The organism is Streptomyces silaceus, assembly GCF_001419745.1.
GTDB lineage: Bacteria > Actinomycetota > Actinomycetes > Streptomycetales > Streptomycetaceae > Streptomyces > Streptomyces silaceus.
In genome coordinates, this window is the sequence record NZ_LIRJ01000660.1 from 1 (window position 1) to 3,412 (window position 3,412).

Here is a 3,412-nt window from a genome sequence, read left to right on the forward strand (position 1 = left end):
AGATGTGTATAAAGAGACAGCTTCCAACGACCCCCTCCCTTCCAACGCCCCACTCATCACGCCGACGCCGGAGGTACGGACATGCTGCACAGCGACGACAGCCGACTCGCCACGATCGCGTCCCGCCTGGAGGCGGACGACCCCGAGTTCGCACGGGCCATGAGCCAGGGGCGGCCGTACCGTCCGCGCGAATACGACCGGCGCGGGACCTGGGCCGTGCTCGCGCTGATGCTGGCCCTTCTCGCCGTCGGCATCGTCATCGCGCACGGCATGCTCATCGCCACGGCACTGGTCGGGGCGGGCGCGACGTGCCATCACTTCGACCGCCCCAAGGGCGACGACCGGTGACGGGGCTCAGCGCGACGCGTTGCCCGCGCGGGCCTCGGCGGCCGCCTTCAGCTCCCGCAGCCACGCCTCCAGGCCCCCGCCGAGAAGCTCGGTCGCGGTCTGGGGGTCCGCCTCGCTCTGCGCACCGACGTGGGTCTCCTCCGTCTGCACGAGGACACCGCCCTTGACCTTGGTGAAGTTCCATACGTGAACGCCGTTGTCGATGCGCAGCCCCTCACCGATCGCGGGACCTTCCCAGCGTATGCACGACTTGCGCTTGAGCTGCTTGACCGTCGACGTGATCTCCAAGGTGGTGGCGGGAGTCGAGGGCGTGACGGGCACCGGGGTGGTCCAGCGGAACGACGAGCCCTTGCGGAAGGGGCCGTGGTCGAGGCGCTCCATGGTCTCGACGCCCGCCTGCCACGACGGCCAGCGCTCCACGTCGGTCTGGAGCTTCCAGATGGTGCTCAGGGGCGCGTCGATCACGGTCGAGGTCTTGTAGCGGACGACGGCCTTCGGGTCGACGCCCTCACCGCGGCAGGTGAGGGACTTGCCGGAGCCGAAACCGGCACCGGCGCCGGTCGCGGCGGCGGTGCCGGACGCCGTGGCCGCGGCAGGCACGGTCGCCGTGGCGAGGACGCCGACGACGAGCGGAACGCTGAGCAGGGCGGCGCGGACTCCGGCGCGACGGACGCCGGTGCCGCGAGGGCTGCGAGGGCCGACGCTGCGGACGGTGGTGCTGCGCGTGCTGGACATGACTCTCCCCATGGATGTCCGTCACCGGACGTTGAAGTAAGCGGCCTTGCCGTTCGTTATAAGTTGTAACTCTCGCGAATGGGCATCGTCAAGAGCTTGCGTGATACCTTCTAACTGGAACGTGAGGCTGTAGCCGCGACGGTGGCCGACAGCGGCGAGACCCGGAATGAGGCAGGTCATGGCGGAGACCGAGGCGACCGAACCCAAGGCGGCGAAGTCCGAAGCGGCGAGCCCTCGCGAGCGCTACCGCGTCCAGGTCCGCGCGGAGATCAAGGAACACGCCTGGGAGCAGATCGCCACCGCCGGCGCCTCCGCCCTCTCGCTCAACGCCATCGCCAAGCGGATGGGCATGAGCGGCCCCGCCCTCTACCGCTACTACGCCAACCGCGACGCACTGATCACCGAGCTGATCACGGACGCCTACCGCAGCCTCGCCGATACCTTCCGTGCGGTCGGCCCCACGGCCCCCGCAGCACCCACCGGATCGACCACGGCCACCGCTCCCACCGCGAGGCCGGGCCCCGATCTCTCCGCACTCGCCCACGCCCTGCGCCACTGGGCCCTCGACGACCCCCAGCGCTACCTGCTCATCTACGGCACCCCGGTCCCCGGCTACCGCGCGCCCGACGACGTCACCGCCATCTCGGACGAGATCATGGCGACGCTGCTCGGCGCCTGCCCCGCGCCACCGTCCGACGCTCCCGCGACACCGCTCGAACAGCACCTCGCCGAGCGCCTCCAGTGGGCGGTCGACGCGCCTGCCTCACCTGCCGCACTCCACCGGGCCCTGACGTTCTGGACCCGGCTGCACGGCGTCCTGTCCCTGGAACTCGCCGGTCACTTCAGCGGGATGGGATTCGACCCCGCCCAGCTCTTCGCGGCCGAACTGGAGGACCTGCTCGACACCTGAGCCCCCCCCAGGGACGCCGCACCGCGCGAAGGACCCGGTGCAGGCGGCGTGCGCGATGATCACCGCGCTGCAGGCGTGCATCACCCGTACCGTCGACATCTTCGACCCGGTGGCGCTCTCCGTGGGCGTGTTCCGTGCGGGCACCCAGCAGAACGTCATCCCCGGCACCGCCACCTTCGAGGCGACGGTGCGGGTGTGCCGGGGCATCGCGGAGACGTACTCACGCGGGAACGCCCATGCGGCCCGCTGCCCGGCGCCGGTGATAGGCCACGGCGAGGGCGACGACGATGGGTCCCCATAGGGCGGTCGGGGCGATGCACACCGTCGCGAGCGCCTGCCACGCGCCGCTGGCATACTCGACCGTCTCGATGATTCCGTACAGCATGAGTTCGCGGCCGTCACCGATCGGGACGCCGGTGAACAGAAGCGTGAGGATCAAGCCGCCGACGACGGCGGGCACGACCGCCGCGAGCCGTCTGACGCGCTTGCCGCCGATGAACGGAAGCCAGGCGGGGGCCACTTCGCCCCAGCCCCGGACCAGGCCGATGGCAAGGAGCGCGGTCAACTCGGAGAACACGCTGAGCCCGAGTACGTACGGGATGCTCACCCAGTAGGACGGCATGCCGGGCCCCTGGATCTGGCCCATCTCGAAGTGGAGGGCGAAGGGCAGCCGCCACAGGCACGACGGCAGCAGGAGCAGGGGAAGCGCGTGGGCCAGGCGCATCGCCCAGCGCGGAACGGGCCGTTCGGTGTCGCTGACGGGCGGGGCCATGTGAAGGATCGTCGGAGGCATGGCTCCACCCTCGCGGAGCGGGCAGAACGAGGAATCGCCCTCGTGGCCCGGGGGTCTCCGCCGCACGGTGGAGACACGCTCATCCGCCACGATCATGGCGGAGGGGACGCATTGATCCATGGCGTTCTCTCCGCGTCAGGGCAGTTCGGGCAGCCAGTCGCGCGCCGGGTCGTACTCCAGCCACCGGCTGCGCCCCGCTTCCACGGCGCAGGCGTCGATGAGTCCCTCCAGTCCGGGACGGTCATGACCCGTACGCCAGAGCAGCGACCAGGCGTACAGCGGGGTGGGGTCCACGAGGGGGACGGAACGCAGGCCCGGATCCTCCGGCAGTGGCACGTCGGCCGGCAGCAGGGAGAAGTGGCGCGGGTCCCGCGCCACTTCTCGGAGGAAGTGGGCGAGACCCAGGTTGACGCTCTCGGACCTGTCCCGGACGGTGAAGCGTTCGGCGAACTGGTGGAGGAAGTCGAGCCTGTCCAGCGCACCGGGCGCCCACAGCCGACTGTCGCGCAACTGGTCGGGACGCAGCGCCGGTTCGGCCGCGAGCGGATGCTCGGCGCTCAGTACGGCGTCGACCGGTTCGAGGCGTACGAGGCGGTGGGCGAGGCCCGGGTGGAGGGGCGGGTGGG

General features: G+C 70.8%; 5 protein-coding genes and 1 pseudogene. 3 read left to right on the plus strand and 3 right to left on the minus strand.

The features are described 5' to 3' along the window. The first annotated feature begins 81 nt into the window (after positions 1 to 81). Entirely contained in the window at positions 82 to 348 is a 267-nt protein-coding gene (locus tag AOK22_RS38360; protein WP_107102135.1) for a DUF3040 domain-containing protein, read from the plus strand. 6 nt (positions 349 to 354) lie between these two features. Here the strand turns inward: AOK22_RS38360 and AOK22_RS38365 are convergent, their stop codons facing one another. Then, positions 355 to 1,083 carry an SRPBCC family protein gene (locus AOK22_RS38365; protein ID WP_055703258.1) on the minus strand — a complete coding sequence of 243 codons (729 nt, stop codon included), beginning with the start codon at positions 1,081 to 1,083 and terminating at the stop codon, positions 355 to 357. 178 nt (positions 1,084 to 1,261) lie between these two features. On the opposite strand from AOK22_RS38365, the gene AOK22_RS38370 reads away from it, so the two are divergent. Continuing rightward, positions 1,262 to 1,993 (plus strand): TetR/AcrR family transcriptional regulator, encoded by a 732-nt coding sequence (locus tag AOK22_RS38370; protein ID WP_055703259.1) that lies wholly within the window; start codon positions 1,262 to 1,264, stop codon positions 1,991 to 1,993. Positions 1,994 to 2,009: 16 nt separating this feature from the next. Beyond that, positions 2,010 to 2,186: pseudogene (locus AOK22_RS44200) on the plus strand (peptidase dimerization domain-containing protein); the annotation flags it as partial. Positions 2,187 to 2,213: 27 nt separating this feature from the next. Here AOK22_RS44200 and AOK22_RS38380 read toward each other — a convergent pair. Then, positions 2,214 to 2,765: a hypothetical protein gene (locus AOK22_RS38380; RefSeq protein ID WP_244165279.1), complete on the minus strand. Its 552-nt coding sequence runs from the start codon at positions 2,763 to 2,765 to the stop codon at positions 2,214 to 2,216. A 156-nt stretch (positions 2,766 to 2,921) separates the two neighbouring features. Beyond that, positions 2,922 to 3,412, minus strand: a 491-nt coding sequence (locus AOK22_RS38385; RefSeq protein ID WP_244165280.1) for a LysR substrate-binding domain-containing protein, incomplete at its 5' end; no start/stop codon positions are given.